This is a genomic window from Pseudorhodoplanes sp., assembly GCF_059499825.1.
The window spans coordinates 422,264-446,919 of record NZ_JCABZI010000001.1 but is presented as its reverse complement, the minus strand read 5'-3'; the positions used below and the strand labels follow the sequence as shown (position 1 = coordinate 446,919).

Annotated in this window: 19 protein-coding genes; 4 read left to right on the top strand and 15 right to left on the bottom strand. The window is 63.5% G+C overall.

Features of this window, described 5'->3' with window-relative positions; all coding sequences use genetic code 11:
• Window positions 1–81 precede the first annotated feature (81 nt).
• Window positions 82–333 (top strand): hypothetical protein, encoded by a 252-nt coding sequence (locus tag AC5I5I_RS02215; RefSeq protein WP_495969483.1) that lies wholly within the window; start codon window positions 82–84, stop codon window positions 331–333.
• An 82-nt stretch (window positions 334–415) separates the two neighbouring features.
• Here AC5I5I_RS02215 and AC5I5I_RS02210 read toward each other — a convergent pair whose 3' ends face one another.
• Complete coding sequence (locus tag AC5I5I_RS02210) at window positions 416–3,208, bottom strand: [protein-PII] uridylyltransferase (protein WP_495969837.1); 2,793 nt, start codon at window positions 3,206–3,208, stop codon at window positions 416–418.
• 183 nt (window positions 3,209–3,391) lie between these two features.
• Between AC5I5I_RS02210 and AC5I5I_RS02205 the strand changes: the two genes are divergently transcribed.
• Together AC5I5I_RS02205 and AC5I5I_RS02200 are read left to right on the top strand one after the other, a co-directional pair.
• The gene (locus AC5I5I_RS02205; protein WP_495969482.1) at window positions 3,392–4,447 is read left to right on the top strand and encodes an alcohol dehydrogenase; all 1,056 of its coding nucleotides are present in this window, start codon (window positions 3,392–3,394) and stop codon (window positions 4,445–4,447) included.
• 110 nt (window positions 4,448–4,557) lie between these two features.
• On the top strand, window positions 4,558–5,370 hold the full coding sequence (locus tag AC5I5I_RS02200) for a hypothetical protein (RefSeq protein ID WP_495969481.1): 813 nt from the start codon (window positions 4,558–4,560) through the stop codon (window positions 5,368–5,370).
• On the opposite strand, the gene mutS is transcribed toward AC5I5I_RS02200, so the two are convergent.
• From mutS to AC5I5I_RS02160, 8 genes are all read right to left on the bottom strand, one after another.
• Window positions 5,367–8,129, bottom strand: a complete 2,763-nt coding sequence (gene mutS, locus AC5I5I_RS02195; protein ID WP_495969480.1) for a DNA mismatch repair protein MutS — start codon at window positions 8,127–8,129, stop codon at window positions 5,367–5,369. The genes AC5I5I_RS02200 and mutS overlap by 4 nt on opposite strands.
• A gap of 141 nt (window positions 8,130–8,270) precedes the next feature.
• Complete coding sequence (locus tag AC5I5I_RS02190) at window positions 8,271–9,290, bottom strand: amidohydrolase family protein (protein WP_495969479.1); 1,020 nt, start codon at window positions 9,288–9,290, stop codon at window positions 8,271–8,273.
• A 42-nt stretch (window positions 9,291–9,332) separates the two neighbouring features.
• Window positions 9,333–11,036 (bottom strand): thiamine pyrophosphate-requiring protein, encoded by a 1,704-nt coding sequence (locus AC5I5I_RS02185; protein ID WP_495969478.1) that lies wholly within the window; start codon window positions 11,034–11,036, stop codon window positions 9,333–9,335.
• A 142-nt stretch (window positions 11,037–11,178) separates the two neighbouring features.
• A complete protein-coding gene (locus AC5I5I_RS02180; protein ID WP_495969477.1) occupies window positions 11,179–12,723 on the bottom strand; it encodes an indolepyruvate oxidoreductase subunit beta family protein in 1,545 nt (514 codons plus the stop codon).
• The gene (locus tag AC5I5I_RS02175; protein ID WP_495969476.1) at window positions 12,720–14,903 is read right to left on the bottom strand and encodes a thiamine pyrophosphate-dependent enzyme; all 2,184 of its coding nucleotides are present in this window, start codon (window positions 14,901–14,903) and stop codon (window positions 12,720–12,722) included. The genes AC5I5I_RS02180 and AC5I5I_RS02175 overlap by 4 nt, the downstream gene beginning before the upstream one ends.
• Window positions 14,904–15,022: 119 nt before the next feature.
• Window positions 15,023–16,321 carry a TRAP transporter large permease gene (locus AC5I5I_RS02170; RefSeq protein WP_495969475.1) on the bottom strand — a complete coding sequence of 433 codons (1,299 nt, stop codon included), beginning with the start codon at window positions 16,319–16,321 and terminating at the stop codon, window positions 15,023–15,025.
• A 9-nt stretch (window positions 16,322–16,330) separates the two neighbouring features.
• Window positions 16,331–16,852 carry a TRAP transporter small permease gene (locus AC5I5I_RS02165; RefSeq protein WP_495969474.1) on the bottom strand — a complete coding sequence of 174 codons (522 nt, stop codon included), beginning with the start codon at window positions 16,850–16,852 and terminating at the stop codon, window positions 16,331–16,333.
• A gap of 117 nt (window positions 16,853–16,969) precedes the next feature.
• Entirely contained in the window at window positions 16,970–18,001 is a 1,032-nt protein-coding gene (locus AC5I5I_RS02160) for a TRAP transporter substrate-binding protein (RefSeq protein ID WP_495969473.1), read from the bottom strand.
• A gap of 141 nt (window positions 18,002–18,142) precedes the next feature.
• Between AC5I5I_RS02160 and AC5I5I_RS02155 the strand changes: the two genes are divergently transcribed.
• Window positions 18,143–18,646: a MarR family winged helix-turn-helix transcriptional regulator gene (locus AC5I5I_RS02155; protein ID WP_495969472.1), complete on the top strand. Its 504-nt coding sequence runs from the start codon at window positions 18,143–18,145 to the stop codon at window positions 18,644–18,646.
• A gap of 32 nt (window positions 18,647–18,678) precedes the next feature.
• Here the strand turns inward: AC5I5I_RS02155 and AC5I5I_RS02150 are convergent, their stop codons facing one another.
• The 6 genes from AC5I5I_RS02150 to AC5I5I_RS02125 form a co-directional block, all read right to left on the bottom strand.
• Window positions 18,679–19,104, bottom strand: a complete 426-nt coding sequence (locus AC5I5I_RS02150) for an acyl-CoA thioesterase (RefSeq protein ID WP_495969471.1) — start codon at window positions 19,102–19,104, stop codon at window positions 18,679–18,681.
• Window positions 19,105–19,259: 155 nt separating this feature from the next.
• Window positions 19,260–20,021: an SDR family NAD(P)-dependent oxidoreductase gene (locus tag AC5I5I_RS02145; protein WP_495969470.1), complete on the bottom strand. Its 762-nt coding sequence runs from the start codon at window positions 20,019–20,021 to the stop codon at window positions 19,260–19,262.
• An 8-nt stretch (window positions 20,022–20,029) separates the two neighbouring features.
• Complete coding sequence (locus tag AC5I5I_RS02140) at window positions 20,030–21,286, bottom strand: thiolase family protein (protein ID WP_495969469.1); 1,257 nt, start codon at window positions 21,284–21,286, stop codon at window positions 20,030–20,032.
• 1 nt (window position 21,287) lies between these two features.
• Complete coding sequence (locus AC5I5I_RS02135) at window positions 21,288–23,174, bottom strand: feruloyl-CoA synthase (RefSeq protein ID WP_495969468.1); 1,887 nt, start codon at window positions 23,172–23,174, stop codon at window positions 21,288–21,290.
• A 28-nt stretch (window positions 23,175–23,202) separates the two neighbouring features.
• Window positions 23,203–24,006, bottom strand: coding sequence for a crotonase/enoyl-CoA hydratase family protein (locus tag AC5I5I_RS02130; RefSeq protein ID WP_495969467.1), 804 nt, complete (start codon window positions 24,004–24,006; stop codon window positions 23,203–23,205).
• A 179-nt stretch (window positions 24,007–24,185) separates the two neighbouring features.
• On the bottom strand, window positions 24,186–24,641 hold the full coding sequence (locus tag AC5I5I_RS02125; RefSeq protein ID WP_495969466.1) for a DUF3237 domain-containing protein: 456 nt from the start codon (window positions 24,639–24,641) through the stop codon (window positions 24,186–24,188).
• Window positions 24,642–24,656: the final 15 nt, after the last annotated feature.

The window sequence follows — 24,656 nt, the reverse complement described above, 5'->3', positions numbered from 1 at the left end:
GCGCATGCGACGCATTCAACACAGTGATGAGAATGGCTGTAAACAGGGGACTTTCGTGTTCTCAAGACCGCGGATTTATGCATGATCCCCGACCGCACCGGACCTGCCGGTGGGTTCAAACTCTGGGGGATTGAAACCATGCGCAAAGGCGCTCTACTGCTCGCTCTCGTTGTGCTCGCTGCTGCACCGACCGCTGCTTTCGCGGCGAAGAAGGCCAAGGCACCGTCCGACCCGAATGCTGCCGGCCAGAAGCTGGTCTATGCCGCGATGATGCAGCCGTATTACGCTTGGCAGAGCATCTGGGTTGTCAAGCCGGCCCCCAAGAAGAAATAATCGGCCAAGCGGCTGGAATCTTGCGGCGCCGGAGCAATGCTTCGGCGCCTTTTTCTTGCTCGCCTGGAAAGCCGGGATCGGCCTATCGGGTCGCGGTCTCCGATGCAGGCCGGGCGAACAGGGCGAGCAGCGCGCGCTTGATTGCGGCCTGCCGCGTCGGCGAGGCGACTTTCGCGCCGAGCAGGTCGGTGACATAGAACACGTCGACCACACGTTCGCCAAACGTCGCGACATGCGCCGACGTGATGTTGAGCGAAAGCTTGGAGATGGTCGCAGTCAGTTCATAAAGCAGCCCCGGCCGGTCGAGGCCGGTGACTTCCACGACCGTATAGCGGTTCGACCATTCGTTGTTGATATTGACCTCCGGCTCGAGCACGAAGGCCTTGAGCCGCCCTTTCGGGAGGGCCCGCCGCGCCACGACATCGGGCATCTTGATTTCGCCCCGCAGGGCCTTCTCGATGGTATCGGCGATCCTGCCGGCACGGCGGCCTTCGTCCTCGTCATGCTCGAATTCGCGCGTCAGTGAGATGGTGTCGAGCGCCAGTCCGTCGGTTGTGGTGTAGATCTGCGCATCCACGATGTTGCCACCCGCCGCAGCGCAGGCGCCTGCAATGATCGATAGCAGACGGGGGTGATCGGGTGCGATGACGGTCAGCTCGGTCACGCCGCGGGCGGCGTCGAACGAGACCTGGGTCGCGAGCGTCTTTCCCGAATTCCACGCCTCGCGCAGGAAATGCGCATGCGCAACTTTGCGCGGCAGATCGACCTTGAGCCAATAGGCCGGGTAGTGACGTGCGATATAGCCGTCCACTTCCTGGGTCGGCCAATTCTTCATCGCGTCGCGGAATTCAGCCTGGGCCATCGCAACACGCCGCTCGCGATTGACCTCCGAGAAGCCGCCGGTCAGCGCCGGTTCGGTTTCATAATAAAGGGTCCGCAGCAGCTGCGCCTTCCATCCGTTCCAGACGCCCGGTCCGACCGCGCGGATGTCCGCCGTCGTCAGCACCAGCAGCAGCTTCAGCCGATCGAGCGATTGGGCGATCGCCGCGAAATTCTCGATGGTCTTGCGGTCGGACAGATCGCGCGATTGCGCCACCGTGGACATCACCAGATGGTTTTCGATCAGCCATGCGACGGTTTCGGTCTCGGCATTGGTGAGACCAAGGCGCGGGCAGAAACGCCGCGCCACCCGGGCGCCGGCGATCGAGTGATCCTCCACCCGTCCTTTCGCAATATCGTGCAAGAATAACGTGATGCGCAGCAGCGCGCGCTGCCGCGGCGGCAGTTTTTTTACCAGCTCGTTGGCGAGCCCGTATTCTTCGTTGGTGCCGGCCTCGATTTCGGAGATCACGCCCATGCAGCGGATCAGGTGCTCGTCGACCGTATAGTGATGATACATGTTGAACTGCATCATCGCCACGACGCGGCCGAACGCGCGCACGAAAGAACCCAGCACGCCGGCCTCGTTCATGCGGCGCAAAACTGTCTCGACATCGTTGCGCGACGTCAGGATTTCAAAGAACAGCCGGTTGGCCTCGGCGTTCTCGCGCACCTCCTTGTTGATCAGCGACAGCGACCGAGTGGCGGTCCGCATCGCATCGGGATGGAACGCGAGATTGTGCTTCTGCGCGAGATAGAATATCCGGATGAGATTGACCGGATCGCGTTCGAAGACGTCGGGCCTGACGATATTGATCCGGTTATTGTCGACGATGAAATCGTCGGATTCGGAAAGCGCCCGGCGTCCGGTATTGGGCCGCAGACGCGCCATCATCCGACCGAGCATCGGTGCGGATTTGGTGTGATTGGCCTCAAGGGCCGCGCACAGGATAGCGGTCAGATCGCCGACATTCTTGGCGGTCAGGAAGTAGTGCTTCATGAACCGCTCGACGTCGCGCATGCCGGGATGTTCGGTATAGCCGAGCCGGACTGCGATCTCGCGCTGGATGTCGAAGGACAGCCGCTCCTCCGGACGGTCGGTGACGAAATGCAGGTGGCATCGCACCGACCACAGGAATTCTTCGCAGCGCCGGAACAGTTTCAGTTCGTCCTTGTCGAACACGCCGTGATCGACGAGCTCTTCGACATTGCGCACGCGGTAAACATACTTTCCGATCCAGAACAGCGTGTGCAAATCGCGCAGGCCGCCTTTGCCGTCCTTGACATTGGGCTCGACCAGGTAGCGCGATTGGCCGGTGCGGCGCAGGCGTTCTTCGCGCTCGGCGAGTTTGGCCGCGACGAATTCCGGACCGGTGCCGCGCACTACGTCGTGGTCGAAGCGGGTCACGAGTTCGTCGAACAGAGTGCGATCGCCGTTCAGGAATCGGGATTCCAGAACGGCCGTGCGGATTGTCATGTCGGCCTTTGCCTGGCGAACGCATTCATCCACCGAGCGCGTTGCATGCCCGACCTTGAGGCCCATGTCCCAGAGGCAATAGAGGATCGCTTCGGCGATGGATTCGCCCCAGGCGGTCTGCTTGTAAGGCAGCAGGAACAGGAGATCGATGTCGGATCCCGGAGCCAGCAATCCGCGTCCATAGCCGCCGGTCGCGACGATGGCCATACGCTCGGCTTCCGACGGATTCTCGGACGGGTAAAGATGCTTGCTCGCGAATTCGAACAGGACGCGAATGATCTCATCCTGCATCGCACAAAGCCGCTCGGCGCAACGGCGCCCCTGGCGTTCCTTCAGCAGGAGTTGCTCAGCCTTTTCCCGGCCGCGGATCAGTTCGCCTTTCATGAACTGGGCAACAGCCGTGCGCAGTTCGCGGTCGCGCCCCGAATAGGTCGAGGCCAGCGCCTCGATCTCGAGCGCGGCGGCGGTGGAGTCAAAAACCTCCCCTGCGGCGCGGGATGTCTGGTCCGGTGACAGCATGCCGAAGGGGATACCGGAGCGCTTGGCGGCTGTCACGGGCTTAAGCGCGCCGGTTGACGAAGTTTAATGTGCCTCGTCGGTTGGAGGTGCTATGAAAAGCCCAGCAGTATCAGTGGTTAACGGCAACAAAAGAAGCGGGCGCCCGGGAGCGGGCAAGCCTTTCGCCGAAACGGGGGAGCGAACATGCGATCCTACGAAGTGTGCGAATGTGGTGCGCCGCTGCAACTGCGCGAGCAGCCAACGCCGGTACCGGTGGGCACCGAAGTTCTGCTGCAGGTGACCGCTGCCGGGATTTGCCATAGCGACATCCATTTCTGGGAGGGCGTCTACGACATCGGCGGCGGCAAAGTGATGCGGCTGACCGACCGCGGGCTCAAGCTTCCCCTGACGCTTGGACACGAGAATGTCGGACGGGTGGTTGCGGTCGGTCCTGAAGTCAGCGGCGTCGCGATCGGCGACGAACGTCTGGTTTATCCCTGGATCGGGTGCGGTGCCTGCGCGGTCTGCCGGCGCGGCGACGAACAGCTTTGTCTCAAGCCGCAGTTCGTCGGCGCATTCCGGCCCGGCGGCTTCAGCGATCATCTCCTGGTGCCTCATCCGCGGTGCCTCGTCGATTACGGCGATCTGGCGCCCGAGCAGGCCGCGCCACTCGCTTGTTCCGGCCTTACGGCCTACGGCGCCCTGAAGAAATTCGGCGATCTGCCGAAGACCGAACCGGTCGTGGTGATCGGGGCCGGCGGCGTGGGGCTTATGGCGCTTGCCATTCTGCGGGCTATGGGCGCGCGAGGCGCGATCGTCGTGGATATCGACCCGACAAAGCGCGAGGCAGCGATGCGGGCCGGGGCGCTTGCGGTGGTTGACGGGCGGGCCGCCGATGTTGCGACGCAGGTTCAGGCGCTCGTCAATGACAGGATCTGGGCTGTGGTCGATTTCGTCGGCTCGGGTTCCTCCGTGACGCTGGGAATCGATCTGCTGACAAAGGGCGGCCATCTGATCGTGGTTGGTCTGTATGGCGGCGAAATCACATTGCCGACGCCCTATATTCCGATGCGGGCGATGACATTGCAGGGCTCCTATACCGGTAGCCTGCCCGAGCTGAAGGAACTCATCGCGCTTCTTGGCAAGGCATCATTGCCATGGATGCCGGTTGAGGTCCGCCCGCTCGATAGCGTCAATGCAAGCCTGAGCGACCTGAAGGACGGGAAGGTGATAGGCCGCCTCGTGCTCGCGCCGAATTGAGTTTCGAAATGACCAGTCCTGCTCATAAACACGCTTCGCTGGCTGGCGAGGGCTGGCATACGCGGCTTGGCTCCGATACATAACAACAACCTCCGGTTTCAAACGTCCGCATGTCCCCGTCCGATTATTTCTGGCTCTCGCTGCTGCTCAAGGCAGCGCTGACGTCGACCATCATCGTCACCGCCTCGTTGATCGTCGAGCGCGGCGGCGCCTTTCTGGGCGCGATGATTGCGTCGCTGCCGACATCGGTCGGCGCGGCCTATATCGTGATGTCGGTCGAGCATTCGCCCGACTTCATCTCGAAATCGGCACTCGGCAGTTTGACGGCGAACGCTGCCGGCGTGACCTTTGCAGCGATATATGCGCTGCTGGCTCGCAAGTCGTCGCTGATCGTCAGCCTCGGTGGCGCGCTTGTTATTTGGTTCGCGAGCGCGCTGACATTGAGCCGCGTTGATTTCACGATGTGGCAGGCGATCGCATTGAATTTGGCGGTCGGCGCAGTCGCGATCTGGGCGACGGCGCAGGCGCGGGCAGCCTCGTTCCCGAAAGCTGCCGTGGTGCGGCGTCGCTATGACATCCCGCTGCGCGCCGCCGCCGTGTCGGTCTTTGTGATCATCGTGACCACGCTGAGCCATTCGATCGGTGCGACTGCGTCCGGCATTTTCGCCGTATTCCCGATTGCGATGTCGAGTTTCATCGTCATCCTGCACAACCGCATCGGCGGGCCTGCGACCTCGAATGTGATCGCCCATGCCCAGATCCCGATGCTGGGACTGATCCCGGCCTTCCTCGCGGTCCATTTGCTCGCGGTGCCGCTGGGTGAGTGGTGGGCGCTGCTGGTCGCGCTGATGGCGTCGCTGCTGTGGAATGCGCTGCTCTGGGCCTGGCGCACGCAGCTCAGCGCGCGCCTGCCGATGGATTAATCTTTCGCCGAGGACAGCTTGGCCTTCAGGGCGTACAGCGCCTCCATCGCCTCGCGCGGCGACATCTCGTCGGGATGCAACGCCTGCAGTGCCGCGATCACGTTGTCGAGCGGCGCCGGTTGGGCCGATGATGCGGGGCGCGCCGCCTGGAACAGCGGCAGATCCTCGAAGCCCCGCACCGGTCTTCCGCGATCCTCGGCCTCGAGCTCGGCCAGCACCACCTTGGCGCGCTCGATGACGCTCGCCGGCAAGCCTGCGAGCTTGGCGACCTGAATGCCATAGGACCGGTCCGCGGCGCCCGGCACGACTTCATGCAGGAACACGACTTCGCCCTGCCATTCCTTGACCCGCATGGTGGCGTTATGAATGCGCGGCAGTTTCGCGGCCAGCGCGGTCAGTTCGTGGAAATGCGTGGCGAACAGCGCGCGGCAGCGATTGACCTCGTGCAGATGTTCGACGCTGGCCCAGGCGATCGACAGGCCGTCGAACGTCGCGGTGCCCCGCCCGATCTCGTCGAGAATGACCAGCGAGCGCTCGGTCGCCTGGTTCAGGATCGCGGCAGTCTCCACCATCTCGACCATGAAGGTGGAGCGGCCGCGGGCGAGGTCGTCGGCGGCGCCGACGCGCGAGAACAGCCGGTCGACGATCCCGATCCGCGCGCGCCGCGCCGGTACGAAGCTTCCCATCTGTGCAAGGATTGCAATGAGCGCATTCTGACGCAGGAAGGTTGACTTGCCGGCCATGTTCGGCCCGGTGAGCAGCCAGATGCGGCCGGTTTCGCGGGCCTCCTGACCGGCCTTGGGCGGTGGCGCCGATAGGTCGCAGTCATTGGCGATAAAAGGCTCGCTCAGGGATTGCTCGACCACGGGATGGCGGCCGCCTTCGATCACAAAGGCCTGCGAACGGTCGATAACGGGCCGCACGTAATCGCGTTCGACGGCCAGCGCCGCCAGCGCGGTTGCGACGTCGAGCGCCGCGAGCGCTCCGGCTGCCGCCATGATGTCGTCGCTCGCCGCCTGCACCTGCGCTGCCAGCCGGTCGAATATTTCGATTTCAAGTCCGAGCGCGCGGTCGGCGGCGCTGACGATCTTCGCTTCCAGCTCGCCGAGTTCGGTGGTGGTGAAGCGCACCTGACCGGACAGCGTCTGGCGATGGATGAAGCGCGCATTGAGCGGTGCGGCCATCAGCTTGTCGCCGTGCTGCGCGGTGACCTCGACGAAATAGCCCAGTACGTTGTTGTGCCGGATCTTGAGAATGCGGATGCCGGTTTCCTCGGCATAGCCGGCTTGCAATTGCGCGATCACCTTGCGCGAGCGGTCGCGCAGCGCACGCGTCTCGTCGAGCGCGCCATCATAGTCCTCGCGGATGAATCCGCCGTCACGCCTGAGCGCCGGCAATTCCTCGGCGAGCGCCGCCGACAATTCAGTGAGCAGGCCTTGCGCCGGCCGTCCCAATTCGCGTGCGATCTCCGCAATCTCCTGCGGGAGATCGGGAAGGCTTGAGAGCTGCGCCGCCAGCGTCGATGCGGCTGCAAGTCCGTCGCGGATCGCGGCAAGGTCGCGTGGTCCGCCGCGTCCGATCACAAGGCGCGACAGCGCGCGCGCCAGGTCGGGCGCAGACTTCAGGCTCGTGCGCATATCGCCGCGTATCGCGGGATCGGACACGAACAGCGCCACCGCATCCAGCCGGCGTTCGATGGCATCCGCATCGGTGAGCGGCGCGGCCAGGCGCTGCGCCAGATGACGCGATCCGGCCGCGGTGACCGTCCGGTCGATGGCCGCCAGCAGCGAGCCCCGGCGTTCTCCTGACAGTGTGCGGATCAGTTCGAGATTGGCGCGCGTGGCGGCATCGATCGCCAGTGCCGCACCGGCGCTTTCGCGTAATGGCGGCGACAATGGCGGCCGCCTGCCGAATTGGGTGCGCTCGACATAGGTGACGCAGGCCGCGGCCGCGGTCAGTTCGAGCCGCGACAGCGGGCCGAAGCTCTCCGTGGTCGCGACCTTGAAATAGTCCGCCAGCCGGCGCTCGGCTGTCGCGCCATCGAATACGTCGCGCGTCAGCGGCATCACATGCTCAAACGCGCGCAACAGCGGCGCGATGTCTGCGTCGGCATAAAGTGCGTCGGAAACGATGATCTCGCCGGGATCGATGCGGGCGATTTCGGCGGCGAGCTGACCCGCGTCGCTCTCGGTGACCTTGAACTCGCCGGTCGAAATGTCGATCCAGGCCAGCGCGAAACGACCTTGATCTTCCACCGACGAGGCGCGAGCGCGTGCAAGCGCAAGAAGATAGTTGTTGCGCCTGGCATCGAGAAGCGTGTCTTCCGTCAGCGTACCGGGCGTGACGAGGCGGACCACGCCGCGCTGCACGACGCTCTTGCCCCCACGCTTCTTCGCTTCTGCCGGATCCTCCAGTTGCTCACAGACCGCGACGCGATGTCCGAGCGCGATCAGCTTGTGCAAATATTCGTCGGAGCGTTCGACCGGCACCCCGCACATCGGAATGTCATTGCCGAGATGTTTGCCCCGCTTGGTGAGCACGATGCCGAGTGCGCGCGACGCGATTTCGGCGTCCTCGAAGAACATCTCATAGAAATCGCCCATCCGGTAGAACAGCAGGCAATCCGGATTGGCGGCCTTGATCTCGATGAATTGCTCCATCATTGGCGTGACGCGAGCGGCATCGTCGCTCGCCTTTTGCGTCACGCGCGCTGTGTCGGGCGCGGCTTCGGCCGGTGTTGGCTTGTGTGGGGCATCCATGGTGACGGGCACGCTAGCAGAACAAAACGGCACAGGCATGAGTTTTGGGGGCGGCGTTCACAGGCGGCGTCCCCCGCAAAAGAAAACGCCGGGACAAGCCCGGCGCAGTCTTCAGAGTTCGGCTTCTTGCGGCCGGAATCGCTATTTCACAAAGGTCTTGCCGGTGATCCGTTCCAAATTCTTGTAATAGACCTTGTCGAGGTCCTCCTTCGGCATGCCGTATTCGTCGAGGATGCGGAGGGTCTCGCGGATATACATCGTGCCCTTCTCAGGATCGAACGGGCAGTCCGACGCGAAGATCACCTTGTCGAAGTCGAAGAAGCCGAAGCCGATCTTCATCGCGCCCTCGGAGGTGAAGGTCGCGGTGTCCGGATAGAAGTCGTGCTTGAAATAATCGAGCGGACGCTTCTTGAGGCTCTTGAGCAGCGCGCCGTAATCTTCATCCGAGGTGCGGGCGCCGAACTGATCCCAGCCGGGCCCGATACGGCCTTCCAGAGTCGGCACGATCGAGCCGAAATGATGGACGATGACCTTCAGCTTCGGCATGTCGTCCAGCATCTTGGAGAAAACCAGGCGCGACATCATCGCCGCGGTCTCATACGCCCAGCCGAAGGTCCACCAGATTTCGTAAAGCGACTTTTTCTCGTCGAGATAATCCGGGAAGTTCGCGGCGCGCGAGGGGTGCACCCAGATCGGCTTGTCGAGTTTTTCCATCGCCGCGAAGAACGGCCGGAATTCCGGACGGTCGAGCGGCTTGCCGTTGACATTGGTGAAAATCTGCGTGCCACAGGCCCCGAGTTCGTTGATGGCGCGGGTGGTTTCGGCAACGCCGGCATCCTTCGCGGTGAGCGGCGTCTGCGCAACGAAGCCCGCGAACTCGTCCGGATATTTCTGACACAGCTCGGCCATGCCGTCGTTGCCGATCCTCGCATACTCCACCGCGAGATCGGGATCGCCCTTGGAGAGCTGCTCGAGCGAAGGGGCCGCGAGCGAGATCACCTGCTTGTAGTCCTTGAAGCCGCCGATGATCCTGCGGCGATGTTCGATGTCGTGCAGCGCCGGTAATTCGGTGGCGCGCTTGCCGATATCGGGCAGGCCGCTGGCCAGCAGTTTCTCGAAATAGGCTTTCGGGAAGAAGTGATTGAAGGCGTCGATACGCATGCGGAGGGAACCTCGTTAGGACGGATTGGTGGTCGAGTGGTTTCAGTACGGGGTGATGACGTTCAGCAGCGCCTGCTTCTTGTCCTTCATGACAGCATCGCGGGCGCGGGCGAGTGCAGCCGGTACATCCTCGGGGCGCTCGACGCGCTCGCCATGTCCGCCCTGCGCCGTCACGAATTCGTCGAATGGCGGGGATGGGTCGAGATCGGCGAGGAAACGGCCATCGGTCTCGCCGGCAACGCCGTCCTTGAACATCGACAGCGTAGCTTTGCGGACCGCGCCATAGCGGCTGTTGTTAAAAATGATCGACAGGATCGGAAGGTTGAACTTCTGCTGCACCCAGTGGCTCACCGTTGGATTGCCGAACATGTAGCTGCCATCGCCGAGCGTGGCGACTATCAGTTTTTCCGGTGCTGCGAGTTTGGCGCCGATTGCGGCGCCAAGTCCCCAGCCAAGCCCGCCTGCCGGCCCGAGCGAATAAAAGCTTTCGGCCTTGTCGCGCGGACAATGCTCGAGCGAGAGCGGGTATTCGTTGAAGATGATGGCGTCGGTGCCGAACGCTTCGCCGATGCAATGGCTGAGATAGGCCGGCGTAATCTTGTCAGCGGAGCCACGCGCCTCCGTCGCCGATTTCTCCGCGCGAAGCTTGCGGCGCTCGGCCATCTTGTTGCGGCGCGTCTCGATGGCGGACGCCATGCCCGGCCGGTGCTTCTCCAGCGCCGCATGCAGCGCCTCGTACACGTCGGCCGATCGCGCCACCATCGACAGATCGCTCGGGAACGACCGCATCGGGTAGCGCTGATAGGTCGGGTCTTCGCCGACATGCGCGACCTGGCAGCCGCTCTTGACCTTGTCGTAATGCGGATAATACGGGACGTCGCATTCGGCGTTGATGATGAGATCGGCCTCCGGCACCAGCGGGCCGGAATCATAGCCCGCATGCATCGGATGGCTCGACGGCAAGGTGACCACGCGCGGATTGTGATTGACCACGGGCAGCGCGTAAGTCTCCGCGAGCTTTGCAAGCGCCGCGACCGCGCGCGGATCGCCGTCGGACGAGGTGATGATCAGCGGCGATTGCGCCGTGGCGATCCATCCCGCGAGCGTCTCGATCGCATGCGGATCGGGATGTCCCAGAGACGGCAATTGCCGTGGCGCGGATGACAGCGTGTCCGAGACCGGCGCGGACAGCGGCTCGCGCGGCAGCACCAGATAGACCGGGCCGCGCGGCGACGTCATGGTCATCTCGAAGGCGCGGGCGGCCACGTCGGCGGCCTGTTCCGGGACTTTCATCTCGTAGTCCCACTTCACCAGTTCGCGCAGCATGCCGGCCTGGTCGAACATTTCCTGCGCCCAGTGAATCGAGCGGCTGCGCGAGCCGAAGCTGCCCTTTTCGGTGAAGGGCGTGCGCCCGGCAGCGAGGATCAACGGCGCCCGGTCGCGGGCGGCATTTGTGACATTGTTGATGGTGTTGCCGGTGCCGACATTGACGTGGACCATGACGGCCTGGGGACGGCCGGTCATCAGATAGGCGCCATGCGCCATCGCCACCGCGAGGTTTTCGTGCGGCACCAGCACCGGCTGCGGGAGCTTGGCATTGCTGCCTTCGGCGCGCGTGAAGGCTTCGACGATCGGCGGGAAATCGGTTCCGGGATTGCAGAAGAAATAATCGACGCCATGCTCGGACAGCGTTTTCAGGAAAATCTCGGCCGCGATCGGGGCGCGGTCACCTTGCTGTTTGGCCATGCGTGTTCGCGCTTCCTCGACGGCGCCCCGGCTTTCGGCATTCCAGGCAGCCTCGCTGCGCGAAACGGGTCGGGGCTTTGATCTTGCGGCGCTAGCTCTAGCGGACGACCGATGGGGTTACAATGCCGCTCGGGAATGCGGGCTATTCCGCAGCGATGCGGAATGACAGGCGCGCATCGAACTCGTCCAGACACTTGGCCAGCGATTGCCCTTCGGGGTCCATAAGCGCCGCGGTGCGGGCGCTGGCAATGCCGTCGATGGCGTCCTGGACCGGGATCTGGCCTTGCAGGGCTGGATGGATCAGGCGCGTTTCGATGGTCTGAAAGTTCTCGGTCCCGCGCTTGTGGGTGGAGCCGTAGCCCTTGATCAGCCGCGCGCATTCGGCGACTTCGAGCGCCAGCGCGGGTGACAGCCGCGCCGCCTGCAGGATCGTCGCCAGCCAGGACTCGATCTGCGCCTGCTCGACGACATAGCGATGCATGAAGCGGCGCAGGGGGCGCAGCTTGGCGAGCAGCCAGAAACGCAGGTAGCCGGTGACCGACGTGGTTTTCACGTACATGCCGACATGCACTTTATCGAGCCAGCCGCGCTTCTCGGAATAGGCGATGATCCGGCGCGCCAGCGCATGCGGCAGCACCTGGCACATCTCCTCGATGCCCGGCTTGAGAAATTCAGTGACGCTGTACGGCTCGCCGTTGTTGGCGCCCAGCTCCTGCTCGATCCGCTGCATGCGCGCCGGGTCGATCTTTGCCTGCGCGACGCGGATCAGGTCCTCGAACGACATCCGGACCGCAAGATGGCGCGCGGTTTCGCGCAGAAGCTTGCCGTCGCCATGCATCTGCGCCTCGATATCGCGCACCGGAGCAAGCCGGTCGAGGAGCAGGCGGGCGTAATTGTCGTCCTGGAAACGGGCGAGGCGCCGCACGCCTTCGATCACAACGTCCTGTGCCGATTGCGGCATGGTCTCGCGGATTTCGCGCTCCAGGCTGGCGAGATCGTTGCGCGGCTTCTCGCGGCGCTTGCCTTCGGACGCCCGGCGGAAGGTCGTGGCTTCGGTGCGGGCCGCTGTCAGCCCCGCCTTGAAGCCGCGCAGGTTGGCCTCCGCCGCCTTGCCCTCGGCGCGAATTGCGCGCTCGAAGGCCTCCACCGGGATCGGCAGTTTGCCGCAGCCGGCAATGGCTCCGAGCATCACCGCGTTGATCATGGCGCCGGCTTCCTTGGCGACCGATTCCATGTCGAACAGGATGCGCGACTGCGCATTCTTCTCTGCAACATCGAGCAGCCGTGCATCGTCGAAGCGGCCGTCGCCCAGCGCCATCTTCTCGTTGATCACGTAGAAGCGGCTGGTCGAGGAAATCAGCAATGTGCGGTCGGGGGTGCAGAAGCCGTTGGCGATGCAGCGTCCCGCTTCCATGAACTCCGAGGATACCAGCACGTCGATGTCGCCGATGCCGGGCGCGAGCGCCAGTACCGGGCGGCGCAGTCCGAGTTCATGCCAGGGCGTCGGGTAGATCTCGATATAATAGGTCGTGCCGCCGGTGCGCTGGGCGACGCCCGGGATCGAGGTCGATTGCGCCGGCAAGCCGAGATCGGCCGCGGCCGACATGATCCAGTTGGTGAGCACGCCACCGCCTTCGCCGCCAAGCGCGGCGATCAACATGGTGACGGGACGCTGCTCTTTCGTCATGCGGTCACCTGTTCGCGCGCAGCGGCAGGCACCGCGCCTGCGGGCATATCGGCCTCACGCGGACGACCGCCGAACCAGCCGATCACGGTGCGGCGGATGCTGAACAGGGTGCGATCCCACCAGGTTGCGTTGCGCACGAGCTCGGCGCGATAGAAGGACGGGCAGAGCACCGCGGCATGCGCGACCTCGCCGCAGAGACCGCAGCCGACGCAGGATTCGATGACGCTGGCGACCGGATCGGTGCGCAGCGGATCGGGCGACGGCTTCACCGTCAGCGAGGGACAACCGGACAGACGGATGCAGGAATGGTCGCCGGTACAGATTTCGTCATCGACGCCGAACTTGGTGCGGACCACGCGCTCGCCGCGCGTCAGCTTTGCAGCATCCTCGGCGCGCACCCGGCGCTGCCGCGCGAGCTGGCATTCGCCGTCGGCGATGATGACCTTCAGGCCATGCTCTGCGCTGGCCAGCGCTTCCTTGATGGCCGCCATCATCTTGCCGACCGAATAGGTGCGCACCTTGCGCAGCCATTTGACGCCCATGGTTTTCAGCGTCTGCTCGATATCGGCGGTCTGGCCTTCGCCGGAGCGGCTGGCCTTGGATGAAGGCATGTATTGCAGGCCGGTCGCCGAGGTGTAGCCGTTCTGAAACACGATCAGCAGGCCGTCGCCCTTGTTGAACAGGTTCGAGGTGACGCCGGTGATCAGGCCGTTGTGCCAGAAGCCGCCATCGCCCATCACCGCGATCGGGCGCTTGTTGGTATTGGGGCCGACCGCGGCCGCACTTGCCAGCGACATGCCGTAGCCAAGAACGGAATTGCCCATGCTGAATGGTGCGAAAAGTCCGAAGCAGTGGCAGCCGATATCGGCCGAGATATGCGCGTTGCCGGTTTCCTGCTGTGTCAGCTTGAGAGCGGAGAAGACCGGACGCTCTGGGCAGCCGGTGCAGAATGTCGGCGGCCGCGGCGGCATGTCGCGCAAGGCATGCGACACGGCTGGAAGATGCGCGGTCAGCTTGTTGATGCGATCGCCCACGGCTGCGGTATCGAGACGGGCGGGGCGGGCTTCGATCAGGAATTGCGCGAGGCCGCGCATCAGCACTTCCTGGGTATATTCACCGGCCGGCGGCAGCACGTCCTTGCCGTAAAGCCTGGTCTGGATGTCGCCGCGCCGCAACTCGGTCGCGACCATCTGCTCGATATACTCCGGGAAGCCTTCCTCGACGATCAGCACCGCTTTCTTGTCGGCGCAGAAGGAGCGGATCTCCTGGGGCACCAGCGGATAGGTGACGTTGAGGCAGAGCACCGGCACGCGGCATTCGCCGAAGGTGTCGGCTAGGCCCAGCCGCTCAAGCGCGCGCAGCGTGCCGTTGAACAGGCCGCCCTGCACGATGATGCCGATATCCTTCAGGTCGCCGGGGAAGAACTCGTTCAGCTTCTCGCGCTGGATGAAGTCGCGCGCCACCGGCATGCGCTGCTCGACCTTCAGCTTTTCATGGACGAAGGTGACCGGTGGATGCGAGAGCCGCGCGAAGTTATGCGGTGCGGGCGAAGTGCGGCTGAGTTCCGAGATGGCCGGCTTGATGTTGTCCTTTGCCTCGAACGCACCGGTGACATGGCAGGCGCGGATGCGCAATTCGAGCATCACCGGGGCGTGGCTCGCCTCCGACAATTCGAAGCCCTTCTCGACGATGCGCACGATGCTCGGCAGGTCCGGACGGGGATCGAGCAGCCAGATCGAGGATTTCAGCGCATAGGCATGCGAGCGCTCCTGGATCACGGCGCCGCCTTCGCCGTAATCCTCGCCGACGATGATCATGGCGCCACCCATGACGCCGGGCGAGGCGAGGTTGGAGAGCGCGTCGGAGGCGACGTTGGTGCCGACAATCGCCTTCCAGGTCACCGCGCCGCGGATCGGGTAGTTGATCGAGGCGCCGAGCATGGCGGCGGCGGAGGCCTCGTTGGTGCAGGTCTCGACATGGACGCCGAGTTCCTTGAGGTAATCCTCCGCGTCCACCATGACGTCGAGCAGGTGCGAGACCGGCGCGCCCTGATAGCCGCCGACATAGGACACCCCGGATTGCAGCAACGCTTTAGTCACGGCCAGGATGCCCTCGCCGTGGAAGGTCTGGCCCTCGCCGAGCCGCAGGGACTGCACTTCCTTCTTGAATGAACGTTCCATGAGCCTCTGCCGCCGGACAATCGTGAGCTGTCTGTCCGGTATTTAGCACCTTGGCACAATTATAAAAGGCAGCGGTTTGGCCCCTCAAACCGCCGCGCCATGGTGCGACAAGCTGCCCGCTACATATGCGACGGCAGCCAGGTCGCCAGCGCCGGGAACAGGACGAGGATGACCAGCCGGATCAGGTCGGTGATGATGAACGGGATCACCCCGATGAAAATCGTCGATATCTTGATGTCCTCGAGAACGCTCTTGATGACGAATATATTCATGCCCACCGGCGGGTGGATCAGGCCGAGCTCCACCGTCATGACGATGATGATGCCGAACCAGATTGGGTCGAATCCCATCTCCTTGATGAGCGGGAAGATGATCGGGACGGTCAGGATCACGATCGCGAGCGCGTCCATCAGGCAGCCCAGCAGCAGGTACATGAGCAGGATCAGCGTCAGCACGCCGTAATTGCCGATGCCGAGACCGGTCAGGAAGGCGGTGACCTTCTGCGGGGTCTGGGTGATGGTGAGGAAATAGCCGAACAGCAGCGCGCCGATCAGGATTGTAAACACCGCCGCCGTGGTGCGGGTGGTCTCGAGCAGGCATTGCAGGATTTGTTTGCCGTTAAGCCGCCCGCGAGCGACGCCGATGATGAAGGCACCTCCGGCGCCGGCACCGGCCGCTTCGGTCGCGGTGAACATGCCGCCATAGAGGCCGCCGATCACGAAGGCGAACAGCAGCAAGGTGGCCCAGACGCCCTTGATGCTTTCGACGCGCTCGCTCCAGGACGAACGCGGGCCCGCCGGCAGGAAGCCTGGCTTCGTCCAGCCGATGATCGACACCGTGGCAGCGTACATGATGACCGCGAGGATGCCGGGAATGACGCCGGCGATGAACAGCTTGCCGATATCCTGTTCGGTAATGATCCCGTAGATCGCCAGAACCGTCGACGGCGGGATCATAATGCCAAGCGTGCCGCCGGCCGCGATGACGCCGGCCGAGAAGCTTTCCGGGTAGTTGAAGCGGCGCATCTCAGGATAGGCGACGCGCGAGAAGGTGGCTGCCGTGGCGACCGACGAGCCGCAGATTGCGGCAAAGCCGCCGCAGGCAAGAATGGTGGCGATACCGAGCCCGCCGCGCAGATGGCCGATGAAGGCATTCGCGGCGCGGAACAGTTCGCGGCTCATGCCCGAGGTGGTCGCAAATGCGCCCATCAGCAGGAACAGCGGTACCACCGCGTAGTTGAAGTCGGTGACCGTCCGCATGGTTGTGTGGCCGACGATCTTCAACGCCGGGCTCATCGACGTGAGATAGCCGAAGCCGGTCACCCCGACGAGGCCGAGCGCCATGCCGATCGGCACGCGCAGCAGCATCAGCGTGAACAGCGACACGAACCCGATTACGGCAACTGCGTCAGTAGACATCGGAATTTCTCACTCGCCCGACTTCGAAGCTTCGTCGACCGGCTTCATCAATTCGGGATGGAAAATCAGCCGGTAGGTGCGCACGGCAATCAGCAGAACGGCGGCCAGATCGCCGATCCATGCGATCGCGAAGAACGGCCAGACCGGGATGCGCATGTCGAACGTCTGTACGTTGGCGCCGTAGGTGGTCGAGACCTTGTCGAACAGGGTGTAGGTCTGCACCGAGACCACGAACAGCAGCACCAGCGTTGCGAACACGTCGATCACGCGCTGCCAGGTCTTGTTCACGTTGGCCCAGAGCAGGTCGACGGTGATATGGGTCCCGCGATAGCTGGTCGCGGCGATGCCCCAGAAAATCACGATGCCGAGCAGCAGCTGTCCGAAATCATAGGCGTCGGGGATGGTGTATCCGAAGAAGTAGCGCAGGATCACCGAGATAAAGACGTCGAATGCCACCAGGCCAATGAAGAACGCGGCGACCCATTCGATCGAATCGATGAAGCCGTCCATCCATCTGCTGACTCTGCTCATCCCCCAACCTCACGGCGCCGTTCGGACGGCGGCAAAATATCTGCGGCTCTCTCGGCATAACGGCGGGAGAAAAGTCCCCCGCCGTCGGTTGCATATCGCCTGGAACGCGTCGCGCGATCAATAGGCCGCGTTGAACTTCGAAAGCGAATCCCGCAGTTCCTTCATGACCGCGTCCGGATCGCCGCCCGCCTTCTTCACATTGGCTGCCCACGCCTTCTCGAGCGGTTCGGCGGCCTTCTTCCATTCGGCGAGCTGTTCGGGCGTCAGCGAGTAGACCTCGCGGGACGAATCCGCCTTGAGCTTGCCAATGCCGGCATGCTCGTAGTCTGCCCACGGGGCCGCGACCCGCAATGCCCACTCGTTGGTGCAGTGATCGTCGATCACCTTCTTCTGCGCCGCCGACATCTGGTTGTAGGTCGAGGGGCTGAAGACGAAGGCAAAGGTGGTCGCGTACATCGGTGCGTCGATGTGATATTTCGTCACCTTGTCGATGCCGAAGAGCGGCACCGAGCCCCAGGGGAAGGTCACGGCCTCGGCCACGCCCTTTTCGAGGATGTCACGCACTTCCGGTGCGCTGGACTGCACGTTCGATCCGCCAAGCAGCGAAATATATTGCGCCATGGTCGCATGCGCCGGCCGCACCTTCATGCCCTTGATGTCGCCGGGCACGGTGATCTTCTTCTTCACGGAGTGGAAAGTGCCGGGATCGTGCATGAAAGCGAGGCAGAATTTGACGTCCTTCATCTCCTTGCCCGCGTATTTGCGGTACCAGGCGTCGAGCGCCTGCGAACCGCCCTTGGCATTGGTGACCAGGAACGGCAATTCGCCGGCGCCGATGATCGGGAAGCGGCCCGGCTGATAGCCCGGATTGATGTAGGTGAGGTCGGCAATGCCATCGCGCGCCATGTCGTAATGGTCGAAGGCCTTGCCGAGTTGCTGCGACGGATAGACCTTGAACTTGATGGTTCCGCCCGAGGCCTTCTCGACCGACGAGCCCCAGTCTTCCAGGGCCTTCTGCAGCGGGTGAGACGGCGGGACCCAGTGGGCAAGTTTGAGATCGAAGGTCTTGTCCTGCGCCATCGCGGGCGAAGCCAACGCCAGCAGGGCGCCAGCGGCAGCAAGCGAGCAAATGGATTGTCTGGATATCATTCGGATGTTTCTCCCTCGGGTCTGAGATCGCGGTTCTTTATGCATTTCGCAGATGCGAGATGTTTCCCGGCATTGTAGGGGAGAATAGTTGGATATAAAACAATTTTCAGGTTGATCTTTCGACGCATCAAGGGGGACATTTTGGCGCGCGATACGGTCGCACTGAGCAGCGCCGAAAGCGATGTCAGTCCGCGCGCCAGCGTGGATGACACCCTCGATTTCGGTCCGTTCGACGACTGGATCGGTTTCCGGCTTCGGATCGCGCAGATCGCGTCGTTCCAATCCTTCGCGCGGCATGCCCAATCCGTGGGCTTGAGCCCTGGACGATTTGCCGCTCTGGCCCTGATCGATCGCAATCCCGGGATCAGCCAGACCGCACTCGCGCGCGCAATCGGTAGCGACAAATCCACACTCACGCCGGTGCTCGACAATCTGGTCAAGCGCGGATTGATCAGCCGGGTTCGGACGCGCAGCGATCGCAGGCTCTACGAGCTGTCGCTGACCGATGCCGGTCGCAAGGTGATGCGGGCGATGCACGAATGCGCGCAGCGTCACGAGAGCGAACTCGACGCAATCGTCGGGCCGGCGGAGCGTGAGCAGTTCGTCAGGACGTTGCGGAAGATATCGACGGCGCTAGGTCTGTAGCGTTCGCGCCGCGCCTGTCGCCAGGCGGGCGCTCAGAACTCGCCGCGGAATCGCGCCGCCAGTTCCTCCGGCAACGGATGCGACTTGATCTTTGACTTGTCGTGGGCTTCGCGCTTCACCCAGGCGCGCGTTTCCTGGCCTTCGACGGCGACCTGGTTGTTCTTCCGGATTTGATGCTTGATCTCGAAGCTGGACCGGCCGACCCGCACGAAGGTCGACTGGATGATGACATCGTCTCCGAACCGGGTCGGGACGATGAATTTGGCTTGGGTCGCGACCAGCGGATAGCCGTCGAACTCGTAGCGCTTGAGCAGTTCGGCCTTGCTCACGCCGGACGCGGCGGTGATCAGCATGGTGACCGAATGGTCGAACATCGCGAAATAGCGCGGATAGAAAATGATGCCGGCGGGATCGCAATCCCCCCACTCGATCCTGACGCTACGGCTGTTGCTGAGCATTGACGTATTCTCGCGCAGCGATGCGGGGTGGTTGGACTCCCTCCCCCTGAAAGGAGGAGGGTTGGGGGAGGGGGTCGTAACGTGACCCCCGCCCGACCGTCTTCGCTGCGCTCGACGGTCGACCTCCCCCTTTCAGGGGGAGGTGAAGGAAAAAGTCAACGCGGCGCCATGCGCAAGGCGCCGTCGATGCGGATGGTCTCGCCGTTCATATAACCGTTTCGCACGATGAACATCGCCAGATCGGCATATTCCTCTGGCCGCCCGAGCCGCGGCGGGAACGGCACCGACGCGCCGAGGCTCTTTTGTGCCTCTTCCGGCAAGGCGTCGAGCATCGGCGTATGGAAAATGCCGGGCGCGATCGTCATCACGCGAATGCCGAACTGGGCGAATTCACGCGCCGCCGGCATGGTCAGTGCCACCACGCCGCCCTTCGACGACGAATAGGCGGCCTGGCCGATCTGCCCTTCGAAGGCGGCGACCGATGCGGTCGAGATGATGACGCCGCGCTCGCCACCATCGAGCGGTTCGGCCTTGCTCAACGCCGCCGCGAACAGCCGCATCATGTTGAAGGTGCCGATCAGGTTGATCTCGATCACCTTCTTGTAGTCGGCAAGCGGCATCGGCCCGTCGCGGCCGACGATGCGCTTGGGCGGGCCGACGCCGGCGCAATTCACCAGCACGCGGCCGACGCCGTATTTCTTCTGCACCTCGGACAGCGCGTCCGCCGCGCTCTGATCGTCGGTGACGTCGCATTTGACTGCGATGCCGCCGAGCTTGTCAGCAACCTGTTGGGCTGCGGCCAGATTGATGTCGAGCAGCGCCACCTTGGCGCCCGCCTTGACGAAGGCTTGCGCGGTCGCGGCGCCCAGCCCCGATGCGCCGCCGGTGATGATTGCGACTTGTCCGTTGATGTCCATGTGACCGCCTAATTCTTCGAGGCTTCGGTATTCTCGATCAGCAGCGCAATCCCCTGGCCGCCGCCGATGCAGGCCGACGAGATGCCGTAGCGCAGGCCCTTGCGCTTCAACTCGCGAGCGAGCGTCGTGGTGATGCGAATGCCGGTGGCGCCAAGCGGATGGCCGATGGCGATGGCGCCGCCATTGACGTTGAGCTTGTCCTCGTCGATGCCGAGTTCGCGGGCGCAGGCCATGACCTGCGCACCGAAGGCCTCGTTGATCTCGATGCGGTCGATGTCGGAAAGCTTCAGCCCGGCGCGTTCCAGTACCGCCTTGATGGCCGGCACAGGTCCGATCCCCATCACCTCCGGCGGCACGCCGACAGCCGCGGACGCCACCAGGCGCGCCAGCGGCGTCTTGCCGTTCTTCTTCAGATAATCGCCGCTCGCGACCAGCGCCGCCGCGGCGCCATCGACAATCGCCGACGAATTGCCGCCGGTCTGCACGCCACCAAAGGCCGGCGGGATTTTCGCGAGCGTATCCACAGGCGAGGGCCGCACATGGGTGTCGGCCTTCACTTCCGGGGTCTTGCGCGACAGTTTGATGCCGCGCGGTTCGTAGCCTTCCAGTTCGAACGTCTCGGTCGTGACCGGGACGATCTCGCCATCGAGAAAACCGTCCTTTTGAGCGGCGAGCGCGCGGTCGAACGAACGCGCGGCAAACTCGTCCACTTCCTTGCGGGTGATCTGATATTGCCGCGCGAGATTTTCCGCGGTGTCTCCCATCGTGACCTTGGCAGCGGGATCGAGCAAAGCCTCCCAGAGGAAATCCTTGAACTCGACCTGGCCGAGGCGGAAGCCGCTGCGGCTGGTATAGGACGCGACCGGATTGCGGCTCATCGACTCCGTGCCGACGCAGAGCGCGACGTCCGCGCGTCCGAGCGACACCGCATCGGCGCCCTGCGACAGCACCTCGATGCCGGTGCCGCAAACGCGCTGCACATGATGCGCCGGCGTCTCGATCGGAGCGCCGGAATAAAGCGCCACATGGCGCGGCAGGCAGAACACGTCGAAGCTCGCCTGCGCCATGTTGCCGGTGATGACGGTGTCGATATCGTCGCCCTTGACGCCGGCGCGCTTCAGCACCTCGCGCCCGACCTTGATGCCAAGATCGGTCGGCGAGATCGCCGCCAGCGGTCCGTTGTAATCGGCGAACGGCGTGCGCACGCCCTCGACCAGCCATGCATCGGTGAACGTGGCGCCGATGCCGCGTGTTTTTTCAGACATGTCAGGCCTTTTTGTCGATGGTGATCACGCGGGGCGAGGGCGGATCGGAATACATTTCCGCCACCATCGCCTTGCGATGGCTCAACACCGCGCGCTGGTTGATCGAGCCCTTGTCGGTGATTTCACCGACATCGAGCGATGGCGGCTCGGCGAGCAGGATCGCCCGCATCACGCGATTGGACGAGCCGGTCGAGGACTTTGCGAAGTCCGCCAGCAAGTCCCTGAACTTCGCCTTCACGCCGGCATGGTCCAGCACGTCGGCCGCAGCTGCGTCCTTCGGCAGGTCCGGCGCATATTTGCGCAGTGCTTCTACGTCGGGGATGACGATGACGCCGATATAGTCGCGGTCGGCGCCGCCGATCACCACGTCGCGGACATACGGCGCAAAGTGCGAGATGAAAGCTGCCCGCAGCGGGCCGACGCTGACCCATGTGCCGGTGCCGAGCTTGAAATCCTCGGCGATGCGGCCGTCGAACAACAGGCCCTGCAGCGGATTGTTCTCATCCTCGAATTTGAGCGCGTCGCCGATCTTGTAGAAGCCTTCCTCGTCGAAGGCTTTCGCGGTCAGGTCCGGCTGGCGCCAGTAACCCGGCGTGATATGTGGCCCCTTGAAGCGCGCCTCCAGCTTGCCGTCGACCGGCACCAGTTTCAGCGTCGAGCCGCGCGCCGGCAGGCCCATATTGACCCCGTGGACGCTCTCCCACATCCGGCTCATCGCGAAGGGCGCGGTTTCGGTCGAGCCCAGACCGGTGAGGAACAGGACGCGCTGCCCGATCGTCTGCATCGCGAGGTCCTGATACTCGTCATAGACGTGCTGCGCGATGGCGGCGCCCGCGTACCACAGCACTTTGAGGCGGCTGAAGAAGTTGCGCCGGAGTTGCTCGTCCGAACGGAAGAACGGCAGTAATGCCTCGTATCCTTTCGGTACGTTGAAATACCAGGTGCAGGCAACGTCCTTCAGATTGCGCACCGTGTGCTCGATCGCGCCCGGCAGCGGCTTGCCCTCGTCGATATAGAAGGTGCCGCCATTATAGAGCGCGAGGCCGACGTCGTGGTTGCCGCCGGCGGTGTGATGCCACGGCGCCCAGTCCAGCACCGTGGGCGGCTCGTCCTGCAGATACTGCAACGCCGAGCGCACCATGATCTGGTTCGAGCACCACATCCTCTGGGTATTGATCACACCCTTCGGCATGCCGGTCGAGCCCGAGGTGAACAGGAATTTCGCGATCGTGTCGGGCCCCACCTTGTCATGCGCGTCCTCGACCGCATCGGTCGGAATGGTGGCGGCGAGATGATTGAAGTCGATCGAGTGACGGCCCGGGATCGGGTTGCGCGTGAAGACCAGTTCGGTCTCTTTCGGAACGATCGCTTCGATCGCCTTAGAATATTGCTGGCCGTCGCAGGCGAATACCATGCCCGGCGTGAGCAGATCGAGGATGTAGCGCAGCTTGCCGAAATCCGATGAGACCAGCGAATAAGCCGGCGAGATCGGCGCATACGGGATGCCGACATAGAGGCAGCCCAGCGCGAGCATCGCATGTTCGAGATCGTTGCCGGACAGGATCGCGACCGGCCGCTCGGCGGACAGGTTGCGCGTGAGCAGGGCCTGGCCGATGCATTTGGCGTATTGCAGCGCCTGCGCGTAGCTGATGTGGCGCCATTCGCCGTTGGCATCGCGCGCGGCCATGAAGGTGCGGTCGGGCGTCTTGTTAGCCCAATGCACCAATCGGTCGGTGATCCGCGCCGGATAATCGTCGAGCGGATAGCGCGAACGGATCAGCATGGTGCCGTCCGGCCGCCGCTCGATATCGATCTCCGGCTTTTCGAGTTTCACCGGCCGGATCGGAGCCGATGTAGCTGTACGTGTCGTCTGAGGCGCTTGCGCCATGGCTATCCACCCTGCCGGCGCCTTCTCTTCAGCCCTTGTGCAGAGCCTTGGGCGCCCGTTTCTCAAGAAAATCCTTCAGCCGCGACTGCGCTTCCTCGCTGCCGGAGGAAATCGCAGCCATCAGAGCTTCCATCATATAGCCGCCCGGACGGTCGATGTCCGCAATTCGTGGCAGCGCATGCATCACGGCATAATTCGTCATCGCGGTATTGGCCGCGCAGCGCCTGGCCAGTTCGATACCCTTCTCCAGGCCGGTGCCGTTTTCCACCAGATAGTGGGACAGGCCCATTGTCAGCCCATCTTCGGCGCCATAGGTGCGGCCGGTCAGCATCATGTCCATCATGCGCGATGCGCCGATCAGGCGTGGAATGCGAACCGAGCCGCCGCCGCCGACATAGATGCCGCGTACGCCTTCCGGCAGCGCGTAATAGGTCGACTTTTCCGCCACCCGCACATGGCAGGCCGAGGCCAGTTCGAGGCCGCCGCCAACAACCGCGCCATGCAGCACCGCGATGACCGGCACCTTGCCGAATTCGAACATGTCGAAGACGCGATGCCAGTTGCGCGAATGATGCACAGACTCGACCGTGCCGCGAACCGTCAACTCGGACAGATCGAGGCCGGCGGAGAAATGGTCGCCATCGCCGGTCAGCACCACGGCGCGGATGTCGGAGGGCAGGCCGGCGAAATAGGCCTCGATGCCCATCACCAGCGTGTCGTTCAGGGCGTTGCGCTTTTCCGGTCGCGACAGCCGCAGGAATCCGATCTCGCCGTCACGTTCGGCGGTAATCGAGGCAGGCAGGTTTGGAATGTCGATCTTGGTCCTTGGCATCGGTCCCCGAGACGGCCTGTCCGGCCTTGGTCTAATCGTTGTCGTTGACAACAAATTCCCGAAAACCGGCCCGGGGTCAATCCCCATCCTTGGAGGTATGGAGAAAAAAGCCACCAAATAGAGGGATTTCTGCCCACTGAGCCTGCCGGCACGCCGGTGTGGCGGTTGGCAGGGACGGGCTAAAGGACCTCGTATACCTCCAGCTTCACCGCATTCTTCTCGCGCTGCCCGCGGGCGATGGTGATGACGCGGTTCAGCCAGTCCAGGTCCTTGTCGCCGGTCTCAAATCGCATGCAGGTGCGGAAATAATAAAGCGAGGGATCGACCTGCTCTCCGGTCAGGAGGCGCGCCAGTACTTCCGGCGGCCCATGCCGGATGCCCTCGCTATAGACCAGAATATAGGCGCCGCTGTCGGCCTGGATGGTGTAGCGCGCCTCGACATGGGCAGCGCCGTCGGCACGGATGAACTGCCAGTCGGCGCCGCCGGGCAGGATTTTGCCTGTCACCTTGCCGGTGACGGTTCCGCCAAGAATGTTGATGACGCGCCGTTCGCCGATCGGCGTCGCCCCGAACTGGAGGATGTCGGCAAGTTCTGCGTGGACGGTCAGGATGGGCGCGGGCGAGATCAGGTTCATGTTGTTTCCGGCTGG

Excerpts from the sequence above, each read along its gene's own strand:
- AC5I5I_RS02135 (WP_495969468.1), bottom strand. The coding sequence starts at position 23,174 with ATGGCGCAAGCGCCTCAGACGACACGTACAGCTACATCGGCTCCGATC.
- AC5I5I_RS02165 (WP_495969474.1), bottom strand. The coding sequence starts at position 16,852 with ATGAGCAGAGTCAGCAGATGGATGGACGGCTTCATCGATTCGATCGAA.
- AC5I5I_RS02145 (WP_495969470.1), bottom strand. The coding sequence starts at position 20,021 with ATGGACATCAACGGACAAGTCGCAATCATCACCGGCGGCGCATCGGGG.
- AC5I5I_RS02200 (WP_495969481.1), top strand. The coding sequence starts at position 4,558 with ATGTCCCCGTCCGATTATTTCTGGCTCTCGCTGCTGCTCAAGGCAGCG.
- mutS (WP_495969480.1), bottom strand. The coding sequence starts at position 8,129 with ATGGATGCCCCACACAAGCCAACACCGGCCGAAGCCGCGCCCGACACA.
- AC5I5I_RS02170 (WP_495969475.1), bottom strand. The coding sequence starts at position 16,321 with ATGTCTACTGACGCAGTTGCCGTAATCGGGTTCGTGTCGCTGTTCACG.
- AC5I5I_RS02150 (WP_495969471.1), bottom strand. The coding sequence starts at position 19,104 with ATGCTCAGCAACAGCCGTAGCGTCAGGATCGAGTGGGGGGATTGCGAT.
- AC5I5I_RS02190 (WP_495969479.1), bottom strand. The coding sequence starts at position 9,290 with ATGCGTATCGACGCCTTCAATCACTTCTTCCCGAAAGCCTATTTCGAG.
- AC5I5I_RS02185 (WP_495969478.1), bottom strand. The coding sequence starts at position 11,036 with ATGGCCAAACAGCAAGGTGACCGCGCCCCGATCGCGGCCGAGATTTTC.
- AC5I5I_RS02130 (WP_495969467.1), bottom strand. The coding sequence starts at position 24,006 with ATGCCAAGGACCAAGATCGACATTCCAAACCTGCCTGCCTCGATTACC.
- AC5I5I_RS02180 (WP_495969477.1), bottom strand. The coding sequence starts at position 12,723 with ATGACGAAAGAGCAGCGTCCCGTCACCATGTTGATCGCCGCGCTTGGC.
- AC5I5I_RS02160 (WP_495969473.1), bottom strand. The coding sequence starts at position 18,001 with ATGATATCCAGACAATCCATTTGCTCGCTTGCTGCCGCTGGCGCCCTG.
- AC5I5I_RS02215 (WP_495969483.1), top strand. The coding sequence starts at position 82 with ATGATCCCCGACCGCACCGGACCTGCCGGTGGGTTCAAACTCTGGGGG.
- AC5I5I_RS02175 (WP_495969476.1), bottom strand. The coding sequence starts at position 14,903 with ATGGAACGTTCATTCAAGAAGGAAGTGCAGTCCCTGCGGCTCGGCGAG.
- AC5I5I_RS02210 (WP_495969837.1), bottom strand. The coding sequence starts at position 3,208 with ATGCTGTCACCGGACCAGACATCCCGCGCCGCAGGGGAGGTTTTTGAC.
- AC5I5I_RS02125 (WP_495969466.1), bottom strand. The coding sequence starts at position 24,641 with ATGAACCTGATCTCGCCCGCGCCCATCCTGACCGTCCACGCAGAACTT.
- AC5I5I_RS02140 (WP_495969469.1), bottom strand. The coding sequence starts at position 21,286 with ATGTCTGAAAAAACACGCGGCATCGGCGCCACGTTCACCGATGCATGG.
- AC5I5I_RS02205 (WP_495969482.1), top strand. The coding sequence starts at position 3,392 with ATGCGATCCTACGAAGTGTGCGAATGTGGTGCGCCGCTGCAACTGCGC.